The 24,253-nt window shown below is 60.7% G+C and carries 22 protein-coding genes and 1 pseudogene; 16 read left to right on the top strand and 7 right to left on the bottom strand.

The genetic code is table 11. The features are described from left to right. Nucleotides 1–172: 172 nt before the first annotated feature. The 4 genes from RFM41_RS30200 to RFM41_RS30215 all read right to left on the bottom strand — a co-directional run bounded on the left by RFM41_RS30200 (nt 173) and on the right by RFM41_RS30215 (nt 2,573). Nucleotides 173–1,147: a hypothetical protein gene (locus tag RFM41_RS30200; RefSeq protein ID WP_320217240.1), complete on the bottom strand. Its 975-nt coding sequence runs from the start codon at nt 1,145–1,147 to the stop codon at nt 173–175. Between the two features lie 249 nt (nt 1,148–1,396). Continuing rightward, complete coding sequence (locus RFM41_RS30205) at nt 1,397–1,651, bottom strand: hypothetical protein (protein WP_320252936.1); 255 nt, start codon at nt 1,649–1,651, stop codon at nt 1,397–1,399. A gap of 23 nt (nt 1,652–1,674) precedes the next feature. Further along, nucleotides 1,675–2,130, bottom strand: a complete 456-nt coding sequence (locus RFM41_RS30210; RefSeq protein ID WP_320252935.1) for an AAA family ATPase — start codon at nt 2,128–2,130, stop codon at nt 1,675–1,677. 293 nt (nt 2,131–2,423) lie between these two features. After that, on the bottom strand, nt 2,424–2,573 hold the full coding sequence (locus RFM41_RS30215; RefSeq protein WP_320252934.1) for a hypothetical protein: 150 nt from the start codon (nt 2,571–2,573) through the stop codon (nt 2,424–2,426). Between the two features lie 505 nt (nt 2,574–3,078). On the opposite strand from RFM41_RS30215, the gene RFM41_RS30220 reads away from it, so the two are divergent. The 4 genes from RFM41_RS30220 to RFM41_RS30235 all read left to right on the top strand — a co-directional run bounded on the left by RFM41_RS30220 (nt 3,079) and on the right by RFM41_RS30235 (nt 6,816). Further along, nucleotides 3,079–3,477 carry a hypothetical protein gene (locus RFM41_RS30220; protein ID WP_320252933.1) on the top strand — a complete coding sequence of 133 codons (399 nt, stop codon included), beginning with the start codon at nt 3,079–3,081 and terminating at the stop codon, nt 3,475–3,477. A gap of 333 nt (nt 3,478–3,810) precedes the next feature. Continuing rightward, nucleotides 3,811–5,040 (top strand): Fic family protein, encoded by a 1,230-nt coding sequence (locus tag RFM41_RS30225; protein WP_320252932.1) that lies wholly within the window; start codon nt 3,811–3,813, stop codon nt 5,038–5,040. Between the two features lie 709 nt (nt 5,041–5,749). Then, nucleotides 5,750–6,199, top strand: coding sequence for a hypothetical protein (locus RFM41_RS30230; RefSeq protein WP_320252931.1), 450 nt, complete (start codon nt 5,750–5,752; stop codon nt 6,197–6,199). A 68-nt stretch (nt 6,200–6,267) separates the two neighbouring features. Next, nucleotides 6,268–6,816, top strand: a complete 549-nt coding sequence (locus RFM41_RS30235; protein ID WP_320252930.1) for a DUF8462 domain-containing protein — start codon at nt 6,268–6,270, stop codon at nt 6,814–6,816. Nucleotides 6,817–7,122: 306 nt separating this feature from the next. On the opposite strand, the pseudogene RFM41_RS30240 reads toward RFM41_RS30235, so the two are convergent. After that, nucleotides 7,123–7,283: pseudogene (locus tag RFM41_RS30240) on the bottom strand (3-methyl-2-oxobutanoate hydroxymethyltransferase); the annotation flags it as partial. A 168-nt stretch (nt 7,284–7,451) separates the two neighbouring features. Between RFM41_RS30240 and RFM41_RS30245 the strand changes: the two are divergent. The 11 genes from RFM41_RS30245 (at nt 7,452) to RFM41_RS30295 (ending at nt 18,730) form a co-directional block, all read left to right on the top strand. Continuing rightward, nucleotides 7,452–8,420, top strand: a complete 969-nt coding sequence (locus tag RFM41_RS30245; protein ID WP_320252957.1) for an NUDIX hydrolase — start codon at nt 7,452–7,454, stop codon at nt 8,418–8,420. Between the two features lie 64 nt (nt 8,421–8,484). Then, complete coding sequence (gene nadA / locus RFM41_RS30250) at nt 8,485–9,459, top strand: quinolinate synthase NadA (protein ID WP_320252929.1); 975 nt, start codon at nt 8,485–8,487, stop codon at nt 9,457–9,459. Further along, nucleotides 9,456–10,997 carry an L-aspartate oxidase gene (locus tag RFM41_RS30255; RefSeq protein WP_320252928.1) on the top strand — a complete coding sequence of 514 codons (1,542 nt, stop codon included), beginning with the start codon at nt 9,456–9,458 and terminating at the stop codon, nt 10,995–10,997. Before nadA ends, RFM41_RS30255 begins: the two co-directional genes overlap by 4 nt. Beyond that, nucleotides 10,997–11,851, top strand: a complete 855-nt coding sequence (nadC, locus tag RFM41_RS30260; RefSeq protein WP_320252927.1) for a carboxylating nicotinate-nucleotide diphosphorylase — start codon at nt 10,997–10,999, stop codon at nt 11,849–11,851. The genes RFM41_RS30255 and nadC overlap by 1 nt, the downstream gene beginning before the upstream one ends. A gap of 135 nt (nt 11,852–11,986) precedes the next feature. Continuing rightward, the gene (gene bioB, locus RFM41_RS30265) at nt 11,987–12,925 is read left to right on the top strand and encodes a biotin synthase BioB (protein WP_320252926.1); all 939 of its coding nucleotides are present in this window, start codon (nt 11,987–11,989) and stop codon (nt 12,923–12,925) included. Beyond that, a complete protein-coding gene (locus RFM41_RS30270) occupies nt 12,925–14,073 on the top strand; it encodes an 8-amino-7-oxononanoate synthase (protein WP_320252925.1) in 1,149 nt (382 codons plus the stop codon). Before bioB ends, RFM41_RS30270 begins: the two co-directional genes overlap by 1 nt. A 16-nt stretch (nt 14,074–14,089) precedes the next feature. Then, nucleotides 14,090–14,725 (top strand): dethiobiotin synthase, encoded by a 636-nt coding sequence (gene bioD / locus RFM41_RS30275; protein ID WP_320252956.1) that lies wholly within the window; start codon nt 14,090–14,092, stop codon nt 14,723–14,725. Further along, nucleotides 14,725–15,990 (top strand): adenosylmethionine--8-amino-7-oxononanoate transaminase, encoded by a 1,266-nt coding sequence (locus RFM41_RS30280; RefSeq protein WP_320252924.1) that lies wholly within the window; start codon nt 14,725–14,727, stop codon nt 15,988–15,990. The genes bioD and RFM41_RS30280 overlap by 1 nt, the downstream gene beginning before the upstream one ends. Then, nucleotides 15,987–16,970 carry a 3-oxopimeloyl-[acyl-carrier-protein] synthase BioZ gene (gene bioZ / locus RFM41_RS30285; RefSeq protein ID WP_320252923.1) on the top strand — a complete coding sequence of 328 codons (984 nt, stop codon included), beginning with the start codon at nt 15,987–15,989 and terminating at the stop codon, nt 16,968–16,970. Before RFM41_RS30280 ends, bioZ begins: the two co-directional genes overlap by 4 nt. A gap of 66 nt (nt 16,971–17,036) precedes the next feature. Further along, nucleotides 17,037–17,489 carry an aspartate 1-decarboxylase gene (panD, locus tag RFM41_RS30290; RefSeq protein WP_320252922.1) on the top strand — a complete coding sequence of 151 codons (453 nt, stop codon included), beginning with the start codon at nt 17,037–17,039 and terminating at the stop codon, nt 17,487–17,489. Nucleotides 17,490–17,692: 203 nt separating this feature from the next. After that, nucleotides 17,693–18,730 (top strand): MBL fold metallo-hydrolase, encoded by a 1,038-nt coding sequence (locus tag RFM41_RS30295; protein ID WP_320252921.1) that lies wholly within the window; start codon nt 17,693–17,695, stop codon nt 18,728–18,730. 35 nt (nt 18,731–18,765) lie between these two features. Here the strand turns inward: RFM41_RS30295 and groL are convergent, their stop codons facing one another. Both groL and groES read right to left on the bottom strand, forming a co-directional pair. Further along, nucleotides 18,766–20,397 (bottom strand): chaperonin GroEL, encoded by a 1,632-nt coding sequence (groL, locus tag RFM41_RS30300; RefSeq protein ID WP_320252920.1) that lies wholly within the window; start codon nt 20,395–20,397, stop codon nt 18,766–18,768. 57 nt (nt 20,398–20,454) lie between these two features. Continuing rightward, nucleotides 20,455–20,769, bottom strand: a complete 315-nt coding sequence (gene groES / locus RFM41_RS30305) for a co-chaperone GroES (protein ID WP_128372672.1) — start codon at nt 20,767–20,769, stop codon at nt 20,455–20,457. A 1,596-nt stretch (nt 20,770–22,365) separates the two neighbouring features. Between groES and RFM41_RS30310 the strand changes: the two genes are divergently transcribed. Continuing rightward, on the top strand, nt 22,366–23,322 hold the full coding sequence (locus RFM41_RS30310; RefSeq protein WP_320252919.1) for an omptin family outer membrane protease: 957 nt from the start codon (nt 22,366–22,368) through the stop codon (nt 23,320–23,322). Nucleotides 23,323–24,253 lie beyond the last annotated feature (931 nt).

The raw sequence follows: 24,253 nt of genomic DNA on the forward strand, positions 1-24,253 counted from the left end.
GCGTCGTCCGCGAGGGTGGACTGCGTAGACAGATGAAAATAGTTGCAATGGCACCATGTGGCGGAAAACGCCGTCCGTGGACGCCGATTGTTCCGGGATGGTGCCATTGCTTATCGGCCTACGAGGCACTGGTCTTCGGTCTGGGAAAAGGTGTTTCGGGACTTCTTGGAAATCAGCGAATAACCGGCTCGCCGTGGAAGCGTCGCCGCGAAGGTGGCGAAACGCCGAACCCGACTTCCATCATCAGCCGCGGCGTGTGCGCCGGCACGGTGCCCATGTGAAAGCCGAACGGATCCTCGACGAAGCCAAGCCCCGCCTCTCCGATAAGGGTCACGGGGCTTTGCTCGCCATAGACGTCCAGGATCTCTTCCGCGGGGTGGCCGACGAGAAGCGTCAGCTGGTGCTTGAGCGCGCGGCGCCTGTGGCTGCCGCGGACATAGACATGCGGACCGGTGCCCTCGTCGACCGGCAGCAGGTAGAAGAAGAACTTCAACATTCGCCAGTCGTCGAGGTCGAAGTGGTATTTGCCGAGCGATGCCAGGTTCCTGTCGGCGTCTGAGGCCTGGCCGGTGGGGAAGCTCCACCAAACACGCGTGGTGATCAGTTTCGCCTGGCCACCGAGATAGTGTGCAGCGATATTCATGAGCAGCGGATCGTTTTGAACGGCGAGTGCCGCCTTGCAGCCGAGAATGCGCTCGAAATAGTGGCCGCTGAGTAACGGACGGCCGAATCGAGCCTCAGCCTCCGCATGATCCGCCGGCATGAATTCGAGACGGCGATCGAAATTGCCAAAGCAAGGTGTGCACCGGACGAAAGCTGCGATTTCCTCATGGATAAATTTCGGCAAAACGAGTCCGGAAAAAAGCCCATCCGACTGCAGCGCATCGACAACGTCCTGGCGATTGACGCCGACAAACATTGTTTCCCGGCCGTTCTGCGACGCTCGAACAGGCTTTGCACCACGCCAGTGCATTCTCCGTGCCGGCATAGTGCGGGCGAGCACGAACATCGGCAGCCATGCTGGATTCTCGCGAAGATCCGACAGATATGTCGGAATGCGTACGGCCATGCGACGTAGCATACTGCCGTTTCGCGCGATCGCCTCGAGACTTGTAGCGCCGGCTTTGTCGGTATTCGTAACGGTCATCAGGATCCTCAGGTATGAATGCACTTTCGACGAAGCATTGGTTCTCACTGCTTCGTCCCGTATTACCCAAGCCCGATTCCCGCAGCGGAAGAACGCTAACCGTGCGTCAAATTTTGTGCAACGCACAATTACCGCGCCGCGCAAATGCAGTTAGGTCACTGCGCGCTTTGCAATAAGCCTTGCGAAGCTGTCACCTTAATTACATCAGGAACTGTCCGGAATTAGGCAGCAAAGACCACTAATTGCACGTTAAGTGCCTGGTTTTCGGGCCAAATTCATGATGCCTAATTTGTGCAAGACTCGCTTGCGCAGCAGAAGGGTGTTAGGTTCGTCGATCAGGGTCCCGGTCTCTGTCAGGAGCAGATTGATGACGTTTTCGCGCAGGCTTGCATGCTGGTCGGAGAGGGTCAGGTAGTACGGCACGCCGCCGAAAATGGCGTAGGTCTCTGTGAGCTGCTCGGCGCTGTACTCCGGAAAGAACCCCGGAAGGTCGCGCAGGGGCAACTGCCGCACCTCCAGGCGTAGCGTCACGCGCCCGTAAGCGGGTTCGTTTCCGCCAGCAGGTCCTCCATCTGAGCGACGGCAGAACCGCGCAGGATGATCTTGAGGTTTCCCGCCCGTGCCGCCCCGGAGTCCCAGAACCGTTGGAGCACCGATAGTAAAGCGCTGTCCTGATCGAGGTACAGGACTTCGTCGATCGTGACCACAGTGCCCGGTTTGGCCTTGGCTGCTTCGGCTACGAAGTGGAAAATACTCTCCCAGTTGTCGAGCGACGCCAGGACGGGTGACGGGCCAAGAACCCGGGCCACCTCAAGCTTGAACTGTTCCATGTTCAGGACTGAGGAGACCCGCGTCGCCTGGAAATAGATTTCGTTGCGGCCGACGGCAGCTTGGCGCAGGAGCCTTGACTTGCCGATCCGGCGGCGGCCATAGGCGACGACGAGCGATGCCGAACGCTTGTCCAGTTCGCGTTCAGCAGCCATAGCTCCTTTCCCCTCCCGATAAAGTGGTCCATGGCCGTACGTTCGCTTTTATAATCACGATTATTATAATCTGGATTATAGAAGATATCCGGCGACACCGACACACTGGTCTGCGATAGACCATCCGGCCTGCCGGACGTGCGTTGCGATTCCGTTGGTAGTCATCAGGGAGGGAGAGCCTTCAAGCAAACTTGGCCACGCAACGCCGCGGGGCTAGGAGGCGATCTCCCAGAGGAACTGCCTGTTTGTGGTCTTGCCGACGTGCCTCACGCGCCCGGCTTTCGTGAGCTGGGTCAAGACGGCAGCTTACGCGACACCTGGTCGACGATCTCCGCTTCATTGCCCAGTCCAACTGCCTGCGAGAACTTCGCAGCGCATTCGGCCGTCGAAACCGGGCTTGCCGCGTCGCGGAGGATTCCGAGCACGGCCTGGCGCTGGTTCACGCCTCCCATCGACGCTTTCACCTCATCTGAGATCCCGGCGGTCCGGCCGGAACGGACGCGACCTAGCTGCCGTCGGCTCGTAACCGGGTTCGTAAATGGCAATGACCCTGTCGATGGAACTGACCTGCTCGTGCACCTCGGCCTGCAGTTTCGTCAATTCCTCAAGCCTGCTGGTCAATTCGGCTCGTTTCAGCTTCAACTCATATGCGACGCTCGTACCCCGATTTGTCTCGTTTCGACTTGAGACAAGGGTAAATGAGCTCGCTCAGGAGATTTGGTGGTTTTGCCACCTAATGCCGGAACTGTCTCTAGCCGCCACCCGCTATTCGGTATCAACCGCCACCAGAAGTTTAATCCTTGATCTGATACCTCTGAAAGGAGGATTTCGGGGGCGAGATGGGCGTTTCAGACGAGTTGAAGAGCAAGCGTAGCGAGCTGGCAGGGCGTCCCCGCGGCTGGCGGCGGCCTTGCCGATCTACAGGCGCAGATCGCGGCCGTCGACAAGGTGATCTCGATCTACGAGCCTGAATGGAGGCCGGAAGACCAGCCGCAGAAGCGCCGCGGCCGACCGCCGACGGCCATGAGCGCCAACGAGCTCGACAAGCTTATCGGTGGGACGAACAAGCGACAGATGACGCTGGAGATCCTGCGCACCGCCAGGCGGCCGCTGTCGACAGCCGAATGCGCCCAGGAATTTGCGGCGGAAGATCGCGAAGGATTCCTCTTCGTCAATCTGGACGAGGTGCTGGATCGGCATGTCCCGGCATTCCGGGGACATGAGAAAGTGCTGGCCGTCCTGGTATTTCACACCTCCGCGCCTCAGCGTCGTAATCGACGTAGACGAAACCCCAAGGCTCCGGACGCTCGAGAACCCTCGGAGTCAGGCGGGGCGTGGGAGAATTAGAGGCGCGGGCGTTCATGTTCAGGCTCCAGGGCCGGCGGTCGTCGATACGCATGGCAGTGCGGCGGCCTCGGGAGGCCGTCGAAACTCAGCGCCGTATGCGTATCCGCCTGAACATGAAGCGGGCCCTTAGCGAATCTCGTTTCAGGAGTCGATCGGAATTGGACAACTGAGGAACGATTTGCAGGGCATTCGATTAAGCCTCGCCCCACTCACGCGGCATACAACTGCGATGCAGCAACGAAGATCGGCAACAATAATCGGCAACCTATTGCCTATTGCTGACGTAAGTGCCTTATATAAAAGGCAATTGGTATCTTTCAAGATCGGCAAAAAATGCTTGAAACGCCTGCTCGTATCGAGCCCTGCTTTTTCCAGGACACCATCCCGTCCGTCTTAGCGGACCTCACGGTAGAACTGCAGAGGGAGGCAGACAATTTGGGGCGCGGCCTCCATCCAGAATCGGCTGCAGAACTCGCCGACCTGGTTCGGATGATGAATTGCTACTACTCGAATCTGATCGAGGGTCACAACACCCGTCCCAAGGACATCGAAAAGGCACTCGCGGGTGCGGAGGTCGAGCCGGAACGGCGAGCATTAGCGCTCGAGGCCAAGGCGCACGTCATCGTCCAACGCAAAATCGATGAGATGTATTCCAAAGGAATTTTGCCGAGCCCGACATCGGTTGAGTTCATCGCTTGGGTGCATCGTATGTTCTATCACGAGATGCCCGAAGAGTTCAGGTTCATGGAACGGCCAGATGGTTCGAAGGTCGAGATCGTTCCCGGCGAGTTCAGAACGACTGCGAGCGACGACGTGGTTGTCGGAAGACACCAGCCACCCTCTTCCGATCGAGTCGAGGCCTTCATGGCACACTTCTCAAAGCGTTTTGCAGTGGCGGAAAAATGGGCGAGCACCCGTATCATTGCCATCGCTTCTGCTCACCATCGCTTCAACTATATCCACCCATTCCCTGACGGCAACGGCCGTGTGTCCCGGTTGATGTCGCATGCGATGGCGCTGAAAGCAGGCATCGGGGGACATGGCTTGTGGTCGATTTCCAGAGGCCTGGCCCGCGGTCTTAAGGATCGAGGCGAATACAAACGGATGATGGACCACGCAGACAGCCCCCGTCGCGGAGACCTCGATGGTCGGGGCAATCTCTCGGAAGCAGCTCTCAAGGACTTTTGCGAGTGGTTCCTTACCGTGGCACTCGACCAAATACGCTTCTCCACAGCGATTTTCGACCTTGGTCGGCTGGAAGATCGGTACCGCCTACTCGTCAAGGACATCAGCGAAGACAAACGCGCGCCCGATCTCTTAGCTGCAGTCCTCAAACACGGATCACTTGAGCGCGGTGATGTTCATCTCGTTCTCAAGACATCGGAAAGAACGGCACGGAACACGATGTCAGCAATGGTTAGACAAGGCTTCCTAAAGTCCGAAACGCCCAAAGCCCCTGTCCGAATTGCTTTCCCGCTGGACTATCGCGAGAGACTCTTCCCGAATCTGTTCACCGATGCCGAATTGACTATACCCGATCCGCGACCCCTATCGCTCCGCTGACAGCGGCGGACGCGGCAACCTTGACTTGGTGGCGGTTGCTACCGAATAGCGCGATACCCATTAGGTGGCCGCTATGTTGGATGGGCGCAACGCACCCGATCGCGAAGATGGCCATCCGGATGAGCCCAGTCTTCTTGGACACGCCCTCGCCCGAACAGGGCAATGGCGATTCTCTTGATGGGATGCCGCCGCAAGCGAGCCATCCAAAACCTGGAGCACGCAGACACCCTCCGCGCAGTTCCGGCGGAAAGCAAACGGGTGCCAGCCGGCCGCTATCCTTAATGCCATTGAGGAACTGAAGCGCTATTCGGCACCAACCACCACTAACTCCCGGTTAACCTGTGCCTGATCCCCGGATCCGCCGTCGCGCGTCCCGTCAAGTGCTGACGCGCGCAGTCCGCAAGGGCCTGAGCGAAGCGTCCCTTGAGGACGACTGCATTAAGGATGGAGCGTCGTCTGCCACCCCGGGCGACTTCCAGCTGGCCGATCGCTAGTGAGCCCAGTTCCCGCAGCCGGCGTTATCTATCAAACTCAAAAAGAGACTAGCGTTTTCCACTAGACTCCTATCTATCGGTAGACTTTGTTCTGGAGACCCCGACGGATCCGTTCGCTAATCCGTTTGCACCCGGCGCAGGAAGCCGTCCCCCCGAACTTGCCGGTCGCGACGCGATCCTTGAAGCCGCCAAGATCTCCTGCGGACGCGCGATCAATGGGCGGTCAGGCCGTTCGCTCATACTTTGGGCCTTCACGGCACCGGCAACACGGTTCTCCTGAGCGAGATCGGCCGGATCGCCGAGGCCGAAGGCCTTCTTGTTACGAAGGTCGAGGCTCCCGAAGAACCAATCTCGCGAACCTTCTCTATCCTGAAATGCACAAGGTATCTCGTTCGCTTTCCGGCACCGAAGCGGCAAAGCATTTCGCCTCGCGCGCCCTCGGCTGCTTGCGCAACTTCGCCTCCGTATTCAACATAGAGGTCGCCGGCGTGAATGTCGGCGTCGACCCGACGCCCGAGCCGGGCCTTGCCGAAAGCGGTGATATACAGCACGACCTTCCCGATCTATTCGGCCAGATCGGTCGTGCAGCCCAAGCTGCTAACAAGGGCTGGGTTCTTCTGATCGACGAAGTGCAATATCTTTCGCAAAAGATCTATCCGGCCTGATCGTCGCTCTTCATCGCATGTCCCAGGATGGGTTGCCCATCGTCTTCGTTGGCGCAGGATTGCCCCAGGTGGCGCGTCTTGCCGGCGACGCAAAATCCTACGCAGAACGGCTCTTCAGCTATCCTGCCGTCGGCGCACTCGATAAGGAGGCTGCCTCGAAGGCGATCGAGAAGCCGATCAATGATCAAAAGGCGATCATCTCCCAAGAGGTGCTGACGACCGTCTTCGACATGACAAAGGGCTATCCGTTCTTTCTCCAGGAAATCGCCTCCTTCTCCTGGAACAACGCGCAGGGCCCGCAGATCAACGAGAGCGATGTCCAAGCATCTTACACGGAAACGATCAAATCCCTGGACGACGGCTTCTTCCGCGTCCGTCTGGGTCGTCTGACCAAGGCCGAGGTCCAATTCGTCACGTCGATGGCGGCCCTCGGCAACGGCCCCTATCCCGTCTCTGACATCGCGAAGGCGATGGGCCGAACGCAGAAGTCCATTGGTCCGGCCCGCGCGAGCATCATCTTTAAGGGGATGATTTACAGCACCGATCACGGCTATCTCGACTTCACCGTTCCGCTTTTCGCCGATTTCATCAGGCGACATCGCCTTTCGGGTGAGTGATTTTCAGAGCTGCCGTATGGAGATCCGAGCCATGGCTGCGCGCTTATGCCAGAAGCGTGGCCGGGAATTGACCGCTGGGAGGAACCCCGATGTTTCGCGTTTAGCGACATCGGCTTGCGGTAAAGTTGGTGGCGGCAGCTACCTAATGCCGAACTGAAGGGCAGCGACATGGAACTTCAAGTGCCGCGTTTGGCATCCGCAATCAGCTATGCCGAATGGCCAAGAACCGATTGCCACAGTACCGGTCCGCTCAGGCGCCGCCTGTAGCGGATGCACACAAGGGTCGTTTGCGGAGCGCCGCGCAGGAACCATGCCGACGCTGTCGCCGATAAGAACGATGTCGCAATGTCGATCGACCAGTTTTGCAATCGGCGTCGTATAGGCCGTCAGCCAGACGACGGGGACGCACCCTTACGCGCCTGGATATCGGGCGGTGTAATCGCCTTCGAACCACCAGCAGTGCTCAAGTGCCTCCTTCCCCGGCGTCACCCCCCGCAGGTGTCGCGTTTGGCACGTCTTTGTGCAAGTGCGAAGAGCTAAAAAAAGCCGTGCGGCTGCGCGATGTTGACGTGCAGACAGCTGCGCTTAAATTAAATCGATTCAGGCGCCGTAACCAACCAACCACTTTCGCGAACATGGACGATCAAGAAACAGGAGCCAGCAAAGACCGAGCCGCCGTCACGGGCGATGAAGTCAAAGTGGACCTGATCGCCTTTGTCGTCGCCGTAAACGACGGTGAACCCTGTGTCCTCACCATCGGGCAGGCGGACACTCTGCCTTCCGGACCATTTGCGCTTGAGCACAGATCGCTGCAATCCGGGTTGAGGGGTTGGGTTGAGCAGCAGACCGGCCATCCGCTGGGCTATATTGAGCAGCTCTACACTTTCGCTGACCGGGACCGCGTCGGCGCCGAGCGTCGGCAGCGCGCCATCTCCATCAGCTATCTCGCACTGACTCGCATGGAAAAGGCATCGGGCTCGCCCAAGTGCGGCTGGCGAAGCTGGTATGAATATTTTCCATGGGAGGACCACCGCTCCGGCACGCCGCCGGTGCTGCTGGACGTCCTGCGACCGCGCCTGATTGAATGGGCGAACAGCGTGGACGACGCGGCCATGCGACGCGAACGTCGGCAACGGGCGGCGATGGCCTTCGGCTTTGACGACCGCCATTGGAACGAGGAACTCACGCTTCAACGCTATGAGTTAGTCTACGAAGCGGGCCTGGTCCAAGAGGCCGGGAGCGGACGCGACACCACGAGGGCCTCGCTGGTGCCCAGCAAGCCCATGGTCGCCGATCATCGGCGCATCGTGGCGACGGGCATTGCGAGACTGCGCTCGAAGATCAAATACCGGCCGGTCGTCTTTGAGCTGATGCCGCAGTCTTTCACACTGCTCCAGCTGCAACGAACCGTCGAAGCGCTCGCCGGCAGGCTAATCAACAAGCCGAACTTTCGTCGCCTCATAGAGCAGCAGGAGCTGGTCGAGGAGACTGGCGAGACTTCTGTCGACACGGGCGGGCGACCGGCAAGGCTCTATCGCTTCCGGCACGCGGTCCTCGACGAAACGGCGATAGTCGGCACAAAATTGCCGGTCGCTCGGGGTTGACACTCTTATAGTCGACATAGATATATATCCCTTATAGTCAAACGGATTATAATTGGAGGCGCCGATGAGCGGGGCGTTACCTTCGGCCGCGTCTCTGTATCGGCGCGTCTGGCGCGTTATCCCACCGGGGGAATGGGCGGCTTTCAGCGATGACATCGAGGCCATTCTGACGCTCAAACGCGAGCGCAATGCCGTCATCCTGGCTCACAACTATCAAACACCCGAGATCTTCCACTGCATTGCCGACATCGTCGGCGACAGCTTGGCGCTGGCCCGCAAGGCTATGACGGTCGAGGCGAAAGTCATCGTGCTGGCCGGGGTGCATTTCATGGCCGAAACGGCCAAGCTCCTTAATCCGGACAAGATCGTGCTCATTCCGGATCTCGGCGCCGGTTGCTCGCTGGCTGATTCGATCACGGCACAAGACGTGCGCTTGATGCGACAGCGTTATCCCGGCGTGCCGATCGTCACCTATGTCAACACATCGGCCGAAGTGAAAGCCGAATCGGATATCTGCTGTACATCGGGCAACGCCAAGGCGGTCGTCGAATCCCTTGGCGTCCCCCGGGTGATTATGTTGCCGGACGAATATCTGGCCCACAATATCGCCGCACAGACCGACGTCGAGATCATCGCCTGGAAAGGCCATTGCGAGGTGCATGAGCGCTTTACGCCGGCCGATATCCGCGAGTTGCGCGAAAACCATCCCGGCGTGACGGTGCTGGCCCATCCCGAATGCCCGCCCGACGTGGTGGCCGAAGCCGATTTTTCCGGCTCGACCGCAGCCATGTCCGACTATGTCGAACGGCAAAAGCCGCCACGTGTCGTGCTGATGACGGAATGCTCGATGAGTGACAACGTCGCGTTAGCGCACCCGGATGTCGAGTTCATCCGGCCCTGCAATTTGTGCCCGCACATGAAGCGGATCACGCTTGGCAACATCCGCATGGCGCTCGAGCAGAACCGCCATGTCGTCACCATTGAGCCCGGGATCGCGGGGCGCGCCCGACTCGCAGTCGAACGGATGCTGGCAATTTGAACCCCGATGTCCGCAGCTTCTTCGGGCGGCCCATCATCATCGGGGGCGGCATCGCCGGATTGATGACCGCGCTTCAATTGGCGCCGGAGCCGGTGCTTATTTTGTCCAGGACGCTTCTGGGAGCCGACACTTCGAGTACCTCGGCTCAGGGGGGGCTGGCTGCGAGTTTCGGCCATGACGATCATCCGACACTGCACGTGGCTGATACGCTCGCCGCCGGCGACGGGCTTTGCGATACGGATATGGCGAACCGCATCCTTCAGGCCGCGCCTAGCGCGATCGAGGGGCTTGCGCGCTTTGGGGTCCGCTTCGACCGTACGCTAAAAGGACCCCTGTGCCTCGGATTGGAGGCCGCACACAGCCGGCGTCGCATCGTCCATGCTCATGGCGACGGCAGCGGGCGTGAGATCATGCGCGCACTGATTGATGCCGTGCGCTCCACCCCCTCGATCGTTGTCGTGGAGGGCGTGGAAGCGCGCCGACTAGCGGTCAGGGGGAATGCGATCCGAGGCGTCTGGGCGAGCTGTGCGCTAGGACCTGTCTTCTTCGGCTCACGGCGGGTCGTCCTTGCCACCGGTGGGATCGGCGGGCTATTTCTCGACACCACCAATCCTTCGGGCAGTTGCGGACAGGGCCTGGTACTTGCGGCTCGCGCGGGAGCTGTCCTTGCCGACCTCGAGTTCATCCAGTTCCACCCGACCGCGCTTGAGGGTCCCGAACGCCCCATGGCGCTGGTCAGCGAGGCTGTCCGCGGCGAAGGCGCCACCCTGATCGACGAGACAGGCCGGCGCTTCCTCGATGGCGTTCCGGGCGCCGAACTCGCGCCTCGCGACGTCGTGGCGCGCGCAGTCTGGAGTCATCTGGCAGGTGGCCATCAAGTCTTCCTCGACGCGCGGAAACGGCCTGGCCCGGAATTTGTTCGACACTTCCCGACAATCGCATGTGCCTGTCGTGGACTGGGGATTGATCCCGTGCACGATCTCATTCCCATTCGTCCTGCCCAGCACTATCACATGGGTGGCGTTGCCGTGGACGCCTCGGGCAGGACGTCGGTCAAGGGGTTGTGGGCCTGTGGCGAGGCCGCCTCGACCGGACTGCACGGCGCCAACAGGCTCGCTAGCAATTCCTTGACCGAGGCCGTCGTATGCGCGCGCTGGGTCGCTGAAAGCGTGGGCGGAACGCCTGCTCGCAGAACAAAGCCAGTGTTTGCGGACGATTACCCATCGCCCGATCCGGTACCCGCACGTCCTTTCGTGTCGCGCGCACTCGGTATCGTGCGCAATGGCGAAGCTTTGAAAGCAGCCGCACGGGCGTTGTTGCCGCTCGCTGAACGCGAGGACGCGGCATCGGATCCGGCGGCTGTCGGTCTGATGCTTGCTATTTCCGCCTTGCGGCGCCGAGAGAGCCGCGGCGCTCATTACCGCGAGGACTTTCCCCATCATGCGGCTGTTGCGCGTCGTTCCGAGATCACCCTCGAAGCCGCCCTCGCCGCGGCTCGGGAACTAGCGCACTCGCCAACGCTGGAAAGCGCCACCTGATGAGCCTGTTACCACTTCCCGCAATCATGCTCGAGCCGCTGGTTCGGTCCGCCCTTCTCGAAGACCTGGGCAGAGCCGGTGACGTCACCAGCGAGGCGACCGTAGCGAAGTATCATCACGCCACGACCGTGCTGGCCGCACGCCAGCCCGGGGTTGTCGCCGGGCTCGATCTGGTGAGCCTCGCGTTCAGGTTGATCGACCAAAATATCAAGATAGATGTGAACCGAGCAGACGGCACCAAAGTTGCGCAAGGGGAGATAATTGCATCAGTGACTGGCCCGACCCGGGCTATTCTCACCGCTGAAAGGACGGCGCTGAATTTCCTGTGCCATTTGAGTGGCATTGCCACGGCAACCGCATCGATTGTCGCAGCGGTTTGCGAGCACCGCGCCAAGATCACCTGCACCCGCAAGACGACGCCCGGATTGCGGGCTGTCGAAAAATACGCCGTGCGCGCTGGCGGCGGCGCCAATCACCGCTTCGGCCTCGACGACGCCGTCCTGATCAAGGACAATCACATCGCGGCTGCCGGCGGCATCCGTTCCGCCATCAAACGCGCGCGACAGAGCGTCGGCCACCTCGTCAAGATCGAAGTCGAGGTCGACACGCTTGTCCAGTTGGAAGAAGCCCTCTCGCTTGTCCCAGACGCTGTCTTGCTCGACAACATGTCGCTCGATGAGCTTCGCCAGGCGGTGGCCATGGTCGCCAGCCGGGCGATCACGGAGGCGTCGGGCCGGATCACTGCCACGACGGCGCCAGCCATCGCGGCCACTGGCATCGATCTTATCTCCGTCGGCTGGTTGACCCACAGCGCGCCAATTCTCGACATCGGACTGGACTATTACGCGCCGTGATCGGCCAACGAAACGGTCGGGGATCGACGGTCATTCGAAGCGCGAGGACAATGCGAAGTGCTAGGAAACATGACGGATATGCACGACACCAATCCGACTAACACGATACCACGGACGCAATGCGCTGATGGCGGGATGTGGACCCTAGAGAAGGCTCGGGCACTTCACGACGCACCTTTCAACAATCTGCTCTTCCTAGCGCAGACCGTTCACCGCCAGAATTTCGATCCCAACAAGGTCCAGCTCAGCCGGTTGCTCAGCATCAAGACAGGCGGCTGCCCGGAGGATTGCGGCTATTGCAGCCAGTCGGCGCATCACCAAACGGGCCTGAAGGCCTCGAAACTGATGGAGGTCAAGCAAGTCATCACTGAGGCGACCAAAGCGCGCGATGCCGGCGCAACCCGCTACTGCATGGGTGCTGCCTGGCGCAATCCCAAGCCGCGCGACATGGATGCGGTGGTCGCCATGGTCGAAGGCGTCAAGGCGCTCGGCATGGAGACCTGTATGACGCTCGGCATGCTCGATCTCGAGCAGGCCGGTCGGCTGAAGCAGGCGGGGCTCGATTATTACAACCACAACATCGACACGTCGGAGCGCCACTACGGCGAGGTCATCAGCACGCGCAGCTTTGCCGATCGGCTCGATACGCTCGAGAACGTTCGCCAATCCGGCATCAAGGTCTGCTGCGGCGGGATTGTCGGAATGGGCGAAGAGCCGGTGGACCGCATCGACATGCTGGTGACTTTAGCCAACCTGCCGGAGCCGCCCGACAGCGTTCCAATCAACATGCTCATCCCGATCGCTGGCACCCCACTTGCCGACGCCAGCCCTATCGAGCCGATCGAGTTCGTGCGCATGATTGCGCTCGCCCGCATCATGATGCCGAAATCGTATGTCCGCCTTTCGGCCGGCCGCACCGCCATGACCGACGAGATGCAGGCGCTGTGCTTTTTTGCCGGCGCCAATTCGATCTTCGTCGGCGACACGCTGCTAACGGCGGGCAATCCCGGCCAGGATAAGGATACGCTGCTCTTGCGGCGTCTGGGGATCGAGCGGATGGAACTGGAGTCGTAGTGAACGAGGCACTGCTTGCCCGCTACGAGGCGACCTTGCAGGGACTGGCGCGCAAGGACCGGCTGCGGCGGCTTGCGCCGCGCGCCGGCCTCGACTTCTCGTCGAACGACTATCTCGGCCTTGCCGCCTGCAAGAGGCTTGGCGATGCGGTTGCTGCCGCGATTGCACGCGGCACGCCGGTCGGCGCCACGGGGTCCCGGCTGTTGCGCGGCAACGCGCCGGAGCACGAGGAACTGGAAGCTCACGCTGCGGCGTTTTTCGGGGCCGAGCGCGCGCTTTTCTTCGGCGGCGGCTACATCGCCAATTTCGCTATTCTGACGGCGCTGCCGCAGAAGGGCGACCTACTCGTCCTCGACGAGCTCGCCCATGCCAGCATGCACGAGGGTGCGCGCGCCGGGCGTGCGGAGTTCGTTCTGGCCGCGCACAACGACGTCGACGCCGTCGAGGATCAAATCGCGCGCTGGCGCGCCGAAGGCGGCATGGGACGCGTCTGGATCGCGGTCGAAAGTCTCTACAGCATGGGTGGGGACTGCGCGCCTTTGGAGAGCCTTGTCGCGCTGACCGACCGGCACGAGGCGTTCATCATTGTCGACGAGGCGCACGCCACCGGGGTGTGGGGACCGGATGGCCGCGGCCTTGCCGTCGCTTTCGAGGGCCGCGACAACATCCTCGCACTCCACACATGCGGCAAGGCGCTCGGCGCCTCAGGAGCGCTCGTCACCGGGCCGCGAACGCTGTGCGACTATCTCGTCAACCGCTCCCGGCCATTCATTTACGCCACCGCGCCGTCGCCGCTGATGGCGGTTGCTGCGCGTAAAGCGCTCGCCATGCTCGCCGACGAGCCAATGCGCCGTATTCAACTGCATGAGCGCATTGCCTTGGCGGGCCGCCAATTGGCAGAGCGCTGCGGCATAAAGCCCAGCGGAACGCAGATCCAACCAGTGGTCATCGGCGACAACCGGCGCACCATGGCGGTGGCGGCGGCACTGCAGGCCCGCGGCTTCGACATACGCGGCATTCGTCCGCCGACTGTGCCGGAAGGGACTTCGCGCCTGCGCATATCGCTGACGCTCAACGTCGATAAAGCCGCCATATCCGCCATGACCGATGCGCTTGTCGAGGCGTTGGTCCAGAATGACCAAAGGTGACATGACCCGAAGCGACATCAGCAGAGGCATAGTCATCACCGGAACGGATACCGGCATCGGCAAGACGGTGTTTTCGGCGGGCCTCGCCGGCCTGCTCGACGGCTTCTACTGGAAACCGGTGCAATCGGGCCTCGACGAGGAGACCGACAGCGAGGCTGTTGCCCGGCTTTCCGGCCTGCCGGCCGGGCGCGTCCTGCCCGAAGTCTATCGTCTGAAGAGACCACTGTCGCCGCATCGTTCGGCCGAAATCGATGGCGTCGCAATCGAGGCGGCAAAGCTCTCGCTGCCGGACTTGCCAGGCCCGCTCATCATCGAAGGCGCTGGCGGAGTGATGGTGCCGCTCAATCGGCAGACAAGATTCATCGACATATTCAGGGAATGGCAACTGCCGGTCATTCTTTGCGCCCGCACCGCGCTCGGCACCATCAACCACACATTGTTGTCGATCGAGGCGCTCAGGGCCCGTGCCATCCCGCTCATCGGCATCGCCTTCATCGGCGAAGAGGTAGCCGATACGCAAAGGACCATCGTCGAATTCGGCGGCGTGCCGCAACTTGGCAGGCTGCCGTACCTTGACCCGCTGAATTCTAAAACCTTGAGGGAAGCGATGGTTTCGGGCTTCGATCTCTCGCCGATTGCACGGGGTCAATGATGTCGCAATCCCGCGTCTGGCACCCTTTCACCCAGCACGCGCTCGAGCCGGCGATCCCTCAAATTGTCCGGACTGAAGGCGCTTATCTTCACAAGGCCGATGGTACCCGCATCCTCGACGCCATTTCGTCGTGGTGGGTCGTCACCCACGGCCACCGCCATCCGCGCATCGTCAAGGCGATCGAGACGACTGCGGCAAGCCTCGACCAGATCATCTTCGCCGGCTTCACGCACGAGCCGGCCGAGCGCCTCTCCAGAGCCTTGGTGAATCTCGCGCCGCCGGGACTCGACTGGGTGTTTTATTCCGACAGCGGCTCGACCTCGGTCGAGGTCGCGCTGAAGATGGCGCTCGGCTATTTCCGCAATATCGGCGCGCCGCGCTCGCGCATCGTCGTCATGGAGCACAGCTACCATGGCGACACGATCGGCGCGATGAGCGTCGGCGCCCGCGGTGTGTTCAACGCCGCCTACGAACCCTTGCTGTTCGAAGTCGACACCATCCCCTTCCCGGCCGCAGGACGCGAGCAGGAAACGCTCGATCGGTTCGAGGTCGTCTCTCGCGACCGGCGCGCAGCTGTGCTGATTGTCGAGCCGCTGGTGCTCGGTGCCGGCGGCATGCTGATGTATCCGGCCTGGGTTTTGGCTGAACTTAAGAGGATCGCCGAGGCTTCGGGTACGCTCTTGATCGCCGACGAAGTGATGACCGGCTGGGGACGCACCGGAACCATGTTCGCCTGCGAGCAGGCGAACATCTCGCCCGACATCCTTTGCACCTCGAAGGGCCTGACCGGCGGCACCATTCCGCTCGCCGCCACGCTGGCGACCGACGCCATCTTCCAGGCCCATTATTCGGTCGACCGGAAGAAGACCTTCTTTCATTCGAGCTCCTATACGGCCAATCCGATTGCCTGTGCGGCCGCACTTGCCAACGTCGAGATCTGGCACGGCGAGCCTGTTATCGAACGGATCGCGGCCCTGGGCGCGCTGCAGGCCGCTGGCCTTCGGCGCTTTCGCGACAATCCGGTCTTCAGGGACTGCCGGATTACCGGCACGATCGCGGCGCTCGATTTGCGCACCGGCTTCCCCGGTTATCTGGCCGAGATCGGCCCAAAGCTGCGGGCATTCTTCCTCGATCAGGGATTGCTGGTGCGCCCGCTCGGCAATGTTCTTTATCTTCTACCACCCTATTGCGTCACCGGCGCCGAGCTCGATCGGCTTTATGACGCCATCGAGGGGGCCGGTGAACGCTTCGAATCCAAACCATGAGCAGGTCGTCGCGCATCCTCGGGCTTGGCCACCAAGTGCCTGGGCGCAAGGTCGAGAACGCCGAGATCGAGAACAGTCTCGGCCTCGAGCCAGGCTGGATCGAACGGCGCACCGGAATTCGCTCGCGCTTCTGGGCGACTGACGAAGACACGCTTTCGGGCCTTGCCGCGCAGGCCGGCGACATGGCGCTGGCAAATGCGGGTATCGATCGGAGCGACATCGGTCTTCTGATCCTCGCCACGTCCACTCCGGATCACCTTCTGCCACCGAGCGCGCCACTGGTCGCGCATCGGCTCGGCCTCGGCCGCGCTGGCGCCATCGACCTGACCGGCGCCTGCGCCGGTTTCATCTATGCACTGATGTTCGCCGACGGGTTCACCCGCCTGCACGGCAGACCCGCCCTTGTCATTGCCGCCAACATTTTGAGCCGCCGCATCAACCCGGCCGAGCGCGCCAGCGCCGTGCTGTTTGCTGATGCCGCCGGCGCTGTCGTGATCGGTCCCAGCGAGGATGCCGAACGCGGCATTCTCGGCGCTTCGGTGGATTCGGACGGTTCGCGCTACGGATTGATCCAGATCCCCGCCGGAGGAAGCAACACGCCTTTTCACAACGACCTCGATCTCGCGCAGACCCGGATGACGATCGTCGACGGCCGCGAAGTGTTCGCCAGGGCTGTGGAGATGATGACGACATGTTCAAGGGACGCGCTCGCCATAGCTCGAATGCGGCCGCAAGACATCGACCGGTTCGTCCCGCATCAAGCCAACGCCCGCATTTTCGATGCCGTCGGCCGAAACCTCGGCATTGCGGACCAGGCAATCGTCAAGAGGATCGCAGAATACGGTAACTCTTCCGCCGCAACGATCCCGCTCTCGTTGTCGCTCGCCAATCGGACGCAGCCACTCCAGCCGGGCGAGAAAATCCTTCTGGCGGCGGCGGGTGCCGGTCTCAGCGGCGGGGCGCTTGTGGTTGGAATTTAGCCGCGCGGCGGCCGTCGACAAGACATCAAGACTGTTCATGCGAGACGAAAATAGGACAACAGACCAATGCGAAAAATAGTCGCCGGCAAGCTCCACGGCATCCACGTCACCGAAGCAAACCTCAACTACCATGGTTCGATAACGCTCGACCCTGACCACTGCGAGGCAGCCGGGATCCTGCCCATGGAATTCGTGGAAATCTGGAACAAGAATTCCGGCGCGCGCATTTCGACCTATGTCATTCTCGGCGAGCGCGGATCACGATGCTGCATCCTCAATGGTGCTGCCGCCCGTACCTGCCAGCCTGGCGACCCGATCATCGTCTGCAACTCCATCTACCTGAACGAAGCGCATATCACAGCGCTGAAGCCGCGGATCGTCACGTTCGACCAGGATAACCACATACGCGAGCGCCTGAGCTACTCGGTCGACCTCGACGCATGTGGCCGTTACAGTTTCTCGATCCATGATGAGGCCAATGAGGCTTTAGCGATTCCTGCGCTTGTTTCCCGGGCATAACTTGTCCCTGGCGCACGCGTGAGCGGATGCGCTGTTTGCCGTCCCCGTCCACGATTAGTGTCTTGACCCGCCGTGAGGAGGCTATGACGTACCTCGAGGCCATCCTGATCGGCGAGCGCTGAGGGTGCGGCGCCGCGGGGTAGCGGTAGAGCCGCATGACAAGCTGCAAAAAAAGATCGCGACCAGATGATATGGAGCAAATCATGATCTTCCGTCAGCTGTTCGATTCCGTTTCGAGCACCTATTCCTATTTGCTTGCCAGTCGCCAAGGCGGCGAGGCCCTGATTATCGATCCGGTGCTTGACAAGGTCGACCGCTATCTCCGGCTCGTGCGTGAGCTCGACCTGAGGCTGGTCAAGGCGGTGGACACGCATCTTCACGCCGACCACATTACCGGCCTTGGCCCGCTGCGCGACAAGACGCAATGCATCACGGTGATGGGCGAGCAGACCAAGGCCGACGTGGTATCGATGCGGCTTGCCAATGGCGACAGGCTGACCATCGAGGGGCTGGCGCTCGACGTCGTCTACACGCCCGGCCATACCGACGATTCCTACAGTTTCGTCCTGCCCGACCGGGCGTTCACTGGCGACACACTGTTGATCCGCGGCACCGGCCGCACCGACTTCCCGAATGGCGATGCGCGACACCAGTATGAATCGATCTTCGGCCGCCTGCTCAAGCTGCCGGACTCCACGCTGGTCTATCCGGCGCACGACTACAAGGGCGACACTGTCTCCACCATCGGCGAGGAGAAAGCCTTCAACCCGCGCCTGCAGGTGAGATCGGTCGAGGAGTATGTCGAGATCATGAACAATCTGAAGCTCGCCAATCCGAAAATGATGGATTTCGCCGTGCCCGCCAATATGAAGGTCGGGCTGCAGCAGGACGAGATCGCGCGGCGCGGCTGGGCGGCCAATGCCAACGAAGCGTTGGCGCTGGCCGGCAGGCCGGATGTCGCACTGATCGACCTGCGCGAGCGCTCCGAGTGCGAACGCCAGGGCATTATTGCGGGGGCGCTGCATGTGCCTTACCCGAGGCTGCAAGAAAACATCGCTCCCGGCGGCGTGTTGCACGAGCTCGTCCGATCGACCGGCAAGCGGCTTGTGCTTTACTGCGCCTTCGGCGAGCGTTCGGCCATGGCGGTGCAGGCCGCCCAGGATGAGGGCCTCACATCAGCCTGCCACATCGAGGGCGGAATCGACGCCTGGAAGAGGGCGAATGGACCATTGGTAAGGTAGCTCCGCCCTCCCACGACAAGAAAGAAAGTGGCTCGTCAGAAATCCATGCCGCCGCCGCCCGGCATCGCCGGGGCGGGAATTTCCTTCTTCGGCTTCTCGGCCACCATCGCCTCAGTGGTGACGAGCAGGCCGGCTACGGAAGCGGCGTCCTGCAGCGCCGTGCGCACGACCTTGGCGGGGTCGATCACGCCTTGGCCGAAGAGATCGCCAAATTCGTTGGTCTGGGCGTTCCAGCCATAGCCGAACTCAGGTTTCTCGCGAACCCTGCCAACGATAATGGAGCCTTCCGCCCCGCTGTTTTCGGCGATCTGGCGAGCGGGAGCCTCGATGGCGCGCCGCACAATCTCGACACCGGTCCTCTGGTCGGGGTTGTCGAGAACGACATGGTCGAGCGCCCTTGCTGCCCTGAGTAGTGCAACACCGCCACCCGGCAAGACACCTTCCTCGACAGCCGCGCGAGTGGCGTGCAGCGCGTCGTCAACGCGGTCTTTACGCTCCTTGACCTCGACTTCGGTCGAGCCTCCGACGCGGATCACCGCGACGCCACCGGCGAGTTTGGCCAGGCGCTCCTGCAGCTTCTCGCGGTCATAGTCGGAAGTGGTCTCCTCGATCTGGGCCCTAATTTGAGCAGCGCGGCCGTTGATTTCGTCCTTATGGCCGGCACCGTCGACAATGGTGGTGTTTTCCTTCTCTATCTCCACCTTGCGAGCGCGGCCGAGCATTTCCAGCGTCACATTCTCGAGCTTGACGCCGAGATCCTCGCTGATCGCCGTGCCGCCGGTCAGGACGGCGATATCCTCCAGCATCGCCTTGCGGCGGTCGCCGAAGCCGGGGGCCTTGACGGCGGCCACCTTCAGTCCGCCGCGCAGCTTGTTGACCACCAGCGTCGCGAGCGCCTCACCCTCGACGTCTTCGGCGATGATCAGCAGCGGCTTGCCGGACTGAACCACGGCCTCCAGCACCGGGAGCAAGGCTTGCAGATTGCCGAGCTTCTTCTCGTGGATCAGCACATAGGGCTCTTCGAGCTCGACGCGCATCCTGTCCTGGTTGGTGATGAAGTAGGGCGACAGATACCCGCGGTCGAACTGCATGCCTTCGACGATTTCGAGCTCGGTCTCGGCAGTCTTGGCTTCCTCGACCGTGATGACACCTTCGTTGCCGACCTTTTCCATGGCCTCGGCCAGGAAGCGGCCGATCTCGGCATCGCCGTTGGCCGAGATGGTGCCGACCTGGGCGATCTCGTCGTTCTTCGTCACCTTGCGCGCATTGGCCTTCAGATTGGCGACGATCGTTTCCACCGCCTTGTCAATGCCGCGCTTCAAATCCATCGGGTTCATGCCGGCCGCGACTGCCTTGGCGCCCTCGGTCACGATCGACTGCGCCAGGACCGTGGCGGTGGTGGTGCCGTCGCCGGCGATGTCGCTGGTCTTGGACGCGACCTCGCGCACCATCTGCGCGCCCATGTTTTCGAATTTGTCCTCGAGCTCGATCTCCTTGGCGACGGTGACGCCGTCCTTGGTGATACGCGGGGCGCCGAACGACTTGTCGATGACGACGTTGCGGCCCTTCGGTCCGAGCGTCACCTTCACCGCATTGGCGAGAATGTCGACGCCGCGCAGCATGCGCTCGCGAGCATCAGAATGAAATTTCACTTCCTTGGCAGCCATTCGTTCACTCCTGTGAATAGGCAGTTCTTGTTGAGTGTTTGTGTCACGCGGTTTCGGTCACGCGGCTTGCCTGGCCGAGGCCGAAACCTCGATCACACCCAGGATGTCGCTTTCCTTCATGATGAGCAGGTCCTCGCCGTCGAGCTTGATTTCGGTGCCGGACCACTTGCCAAACAGGATGCGGTCGTCGACCTTCACGTCGAGGGGGGTGAGCTTGCCGCTCTCGTCGCGAGCGCCCGGGCCGACGGCAATGACTTCGCCCTCCTGCGGCTTTTCCTTGGCCGTGTCGGGGATGATGATGCCGCCGGCCGTCTTTTCGTCGGCCTCGATGCGACGGACGAGTACGCGGTCGTGCAATGGACGGAATTTCATATCGTTCTCCTTTAGGATAAACAGATTGCGAGAGCCTCCCCCGATCCGGGCCTCAGGGCCAGAATGGGGTTCGCGCGACTTTTGCGGCATCGCGCGCATGCCGAACTGGTTTTGCTCCTTTCACGTTTCAAGAGGTGGACTGACTTTAGGAGAATTTCCGAACGTCATGGCCCCTGTGATTCCACGAAGGGACGCTTGTGATTTCCCATGGGATGCTTGAGCTTTGTCACGAAGCGCGAGATCAGGGTTCGGACCGGCACCATGCTAAGCACTGCGCAAAAGGTGTTTGGCGCGTATTGCGTCTGGCATAGTTGTCAGATGCACGTCACTTCAGGCAGGCTGGAGAACTTGCGGCAAGCAATTGACGAAGACGCATCCGCTTTCCCATTTAACAGATGGGAGTGCCTTCTGGCGGCTGCACGGATACGTCCTGGCATCCCTGCGAGCATCAATACTTAGCACATCGTTGGTTTCTTTTATGTCCAATGCGAACGCCAACGTCGATGCCATAAGTAAAGCTGCTGTCGCTATGATGCTTGTCATTTGTCTTGCTCCATTCCTAAAGGCGAATGTTCATTTTCGTGCCTTTCGAATAAAATGAATCGAGCACGCATTATATTTTTATAATGTCTTCATATTTTGTATAACGTCTTCACATGTTAACAGGCAGAGAGCAAACGTCATGCCAGATGCAGCGGTGGCTTAAATTTCAATCAGTTACCAATTCTCCGCGCCTTGTGGGTAAAGCGACGTCGCTATTTTGTCGAATTCGTTGCAGGAATTTGAAGGGAACCGGTCGATAGTTCTTTCACAAATTAGCGGTCGGGACGCCTGGGCGAGATGCCTCGTTGCACGTTCGCGAGCCGGAAGTCACGGTTGGCGACGCGAGTGGCAACAGCCATGCGCAAGCATGGCATCCGACGTGGACTGATGTGGATCAAGACAAAGCCAACGGGCGATCCCGCCGCGCTCGAATAATCGGAACCAGAAACCTGATCCGGCCGACACCCCACCAGTCAGACCCGACAACGAGCCGGCGCCGCTGGTCGCGCCCAGCGACGTTTCACAGCGGGGACGCCCGGATTCACGAGAGGGGCTTCCGCGCCGTGGCTCCGACCTTGGGAAACCTGGCGGCGTGGCATTCGCGGGTCGGTCGAACAGGGGGACTTTGAAGGTCACGAGTTCCTCAGAAATTGAAGAGCTTTCATGCCGCAAGCCTCTCATCGACAATTTGCGACAGGATGCTTTGGCATTGTGCGAGGCGCGACAAATGTCGGACATGCGGCAATCGATTGGCATGCGTCTAAAGAGTTTTTTCTTTGGCACGCATGTTGCTTCGAGTGTCGCTAAACGCGTCTCGCGCAGAGTGTTGCAATGTTCGCACCATGCTCACTGCTGAGATCAGGCCGTACCGTAGGACCTCCCGATGCAGAAGAAGCAAGCGGCCGCACTGCAAGCGATAGCCGGGCCAAGGGCTGTGCCACTTTGCCATGATGATCCTCTTGCCTGGAGACCAACTCTGCAGTCGGTCCAACCTGGCCAATTTCTGGATGTCCGCGACAGAACCCGAAAATCAACACAAAGGAGAATTTGGTGATGCGGCGAGTGGTTTTGACATGTGTCGTGCTTTGCGGTCTGTCGGCGGGTGCGGCCGCTGCCGACGGCCCGGTGTTCGCCGACCCGGCGGTGCGAGCCGACGCAGTGACCCCGGTCTTTTCATTCGAGGGCGGGCTACGCTACTGGTACAGTAGCGGCGAAGCATCGAAGGAACTTTACAACGCCGACGTCGCGGGGATGGTCTCGCGGCTCACATACAACGATCTCGGTGCCCTATCGGGCGAAGTCTTCCTCAACGCGACCCACAATCCGACTGGCATCTTCGTCAAGGGCTTCCTCAGTGCGGGCGGGATCCCCAAGGGTTCTCTTACCGACGAGGATTTCGTTAACCCCTCTTTGTCCGTGAAATCCTATTCGAGCACGTTGTCCGATCAGCACAGCGGTCGCATCACGTATTTCACCGCCGACCTCGGATATAATTTCTGGGACACGCCGCGCTACCGCTTGGGTGCTTATGTCGGATACAATTTCTGGAACGAAAGCTACCACGCCATCCATTGCGCGCAGCAGGCGGCCAATCCGGGGATTTGCGTGCCAGCCATTACGAACAATATGGGCGTCATCAGCCAGGATAACGATTGGCATTCGCTGCGACTCGGCCTTGCCGGACAGACGCAACTCACCGAACGACTCAGCCTTTCGGGTGACGTCGCGGTGCTGTTCACGCAGCTTGACGGCAAGGATCAGCACCATCTGCGCCCAGAGATCAATCCGCAACCCGAAGATGGGAACGGGAATGGCGTCCAAATCGAGGCGATGTTGAACTACAAAGTCACGGATTTGTTCAACATCGGCGTCGGCGGCCGCTACTGGCGCGCGGCAGCTGCTGGCGCCGCTCATTTCGAGGAGACGCCGGGCGGTGGTAGCCCGCAGATCCTGCATTGGGAGATTGAACGCTATGGCGTGTTCGGGCAGGCGAGCATCAAGTTCAACTGAGAAAGCAGCGCCAGCGCCAAGTTGCCGTTGGACAATCGCAGGCCTGAGACAAGCTGCATGATCGGACTCGGCCACTACCACAACATGGCTGAGTCTCGCGAGCGGGTACGGCAGCCGTGAGGCTCGTGTGCAACGCACACGCCCTTTAAACCCCAATCACCGTAGCCGGACGAAGGATTATATCACCTAAGCAGCACGCCATGCTCTGCGAAGTCAAAGGTGGTCGACACGTTGGCGGCGCCCGGTTTCGGGCGTTCGCGGTCGTGCTGGTTGCCCTCGCACTTACGCCTCGTTAGGGGGAGCTCGGTCGAGAAAAGCATCGAATGCGACACCAACCGCGCGAATCGCGAAACGATGCTGCCGCCGTATGCGAACAAGACCGTTTTCGAAGTCCACTATCCCGTCCTTGGCCAAAATCGCCAAGCGTTCAGTTGAATCGAGAAAACGGAAATGACGCTTACGGCCTGGGCCATGCTGCAAGGATCACATGCCCAGTCTCGCTCATGACCATTATGTCAGCGTCGTGCGGCACCCGCCTGACGTACCGAGCGGTGCCGCCGCATGATGTCTCAATATCGCGGCTCACAACAAACAAAAGATGTCGCCTTTGAACGAAACCTGTCGCGTATCGAACACACGAACCATGTCCAAAACCTGGCGTTTCGGGCGCGGCTTGATCTCAAGGCAAAATGAGAAGGGAGCGCGAACCAAGGTCCGCCGGCAAACTTGAGTGTCCAGCCACAGCTGCGTCGCCAGGTGGCACGTCACTTGCGCATGCAACTGTGGAAGTCGTTGCGAGGATCTGCCCACAACTTGCGAACATCACTTTGGCGGTTGGCTCAAAAAGGGGGAATTCACAGTGCTGTATTGCAGCAATTCACATATTTATAAATGCCCCTATCTTTTGATAATATCATTTAGCTTCATCGCC

Origin of the sequence: Mesorhizobium vachelliae, from assembly GCF_033977325.1 — a bacterium.
GTDB lineage: Bacteria > Pseudomonadota > Alphaproteobacteria > Rhizobiales > Rhizobiaceae > Mesorhizobium > Mesorhizobium vachelliae.

Coding starts and splice junctions, on each gene's coding strand:
- RFM41_RS30230 (WP_320252931.1), top strand. CDS start 5,750: ATGGGCGGTCAGGCCGTTCGCTCATACTTTGGGCCTTCACGGCACCGG.
- RFM41_RS30310 (WP_320252919.1), top strand. CDS start 22,366: ATGCGGCGAGTGGTTTTGACATGTGTCGTGCTTTGCGGTCTGTCGGCG.
- RFM41_RS30280 (WP_320252924.1), top strand. CDS start 14,725: ATGTCGCAATCCCGCGTCTGGCACCCTTTCACCCAGCACGCGCTCGAG.
- panD (WP_320252922.1), top strand. CDS start 17,037: ATGCGAAAAATAGTCGCCGGCAAGCTCCACGGCATCCACGTCACCGAA.
- RFM41_RS30200 (WP_320217240.1), bottom strand. CDS start 1,147: ATGACCGTTACGAATACCGACAAAGCCGGCGCTACAAGTCTCGAGGCG.
- RFM41_RS30225 (WP_320252932.1), top strand. CDS start 3,811: ATGCTTGAAACGCCTGCTCGTATCGAGCCCTGCTTTTTCCAGGACACC.
- bioZ (WP_320252923.1), top strand. CDS start 15,987: ATGAGCAGGTCGTCGCGCATCCTCGGGCTTGGCCACCAAGTGCCTGGG.
- nadC (WP_320252927.1), top strand. CDS start 10,997: ATGAGCCTGTTACCACTTCCCGCAATCATGCTCGAGCCGCTGGTTCGG.
- RFM41_RS30210 (WP_320252935.1), bottom strand. CDS start 2,130: ATGGCTGCTGAACGCGAACTGGACAAGCGTTCGGCATCGCTCGTCGTC.
- bioB (WP_320252926.1), top strand. CDS start 11,987: ATGTGGACCCTAGAGAAGGCTCGGGCACTTCACGACGCACCTTTCAAC.
- nadA (WP_320252929.1), top strand. CDS start 8,485: ATGAGCGGGGCGTTACCTTCGGCCGCGTCTCTGTATCGGCGCGTCTGG.
- groL (WP_320252920.1), bottom strand. CDS start 20,397: ATGGCTGCCAAGGAAGTGAAATTTCATTCTGATGCTCGCGAGCGCATG.
- groES (WP_128372672.1), bottom strand. CDS start 20,769: ATGAAATTCCGTCCATTGCACGACCGCGTACTCGTCCGTCGCATCGAG.
- RFM41_RS30295 (WP_320252921.1), top strand. CDS start 17,693: ATGATCTTCCGTCAGCTGTTCGATTCCGTTTCGAGCACCTATTCCTAT.
- RFM41_RS30245 (WP_320252957.1), top strand. CDS start 7,452: ATGGACGATCAAGAAACAGGAGCCAGCAAAGACCGAGCCGCCGTCACG.